General features: G+C 39.8%; 1 protein-coding gene. It reads right to left on the bottom strand.

Annotated elements, in window-relative coordinates; translation table 11 throughout:
* A partial coding sequence (locus tag G3A46_RS14155) for a hypothetical protein (protein WP_206736033.1) occupies window positions 1–289 on the bottom strand: 289 nt, incomplete at both ends.

Here is a 289-nt window from a genome sequence, read left to right as displayed (position 1 = left end):
AAAGCTGTAGAAACACACGTAGGATCTGAAGTATTTCGAGCCGTTACACTATAAGTACCAGCGATTAAGTTAATAAAGTCTACTGAAGCCTGATAGTTCGTGCCATCAATACTGTATTCAAATCCTGAACCTAATGGTGAGGTAATTGAAATTTTACCTGTTGGTACTGCACACGTTGGTTGAACTACATCAGCAGTTGGTGTAGCTGGTGCATTTGGTACATCATTAATCGTTACAGATAAAGCTGTAGAAACACACGTAGGATCTGAAGTATTTCGAGCCGTTACAC

This window comes from Aequorivita sp. KMM 9714 (genome assembly GCF_011065475.1).
In the GTDB taxonomy this organism is placed as follows: domain Bacteria; phylum Bacteroidota; class Bacteroidia; order Flavobacteriales; family Flavobacteriaceae; genus Aequorivita; species Aequorivita sinensis.
Note: the sequence above shows the minus strand (reverse complement) of the source record. Positions and strands in the feature narration are given on the sequence as shown.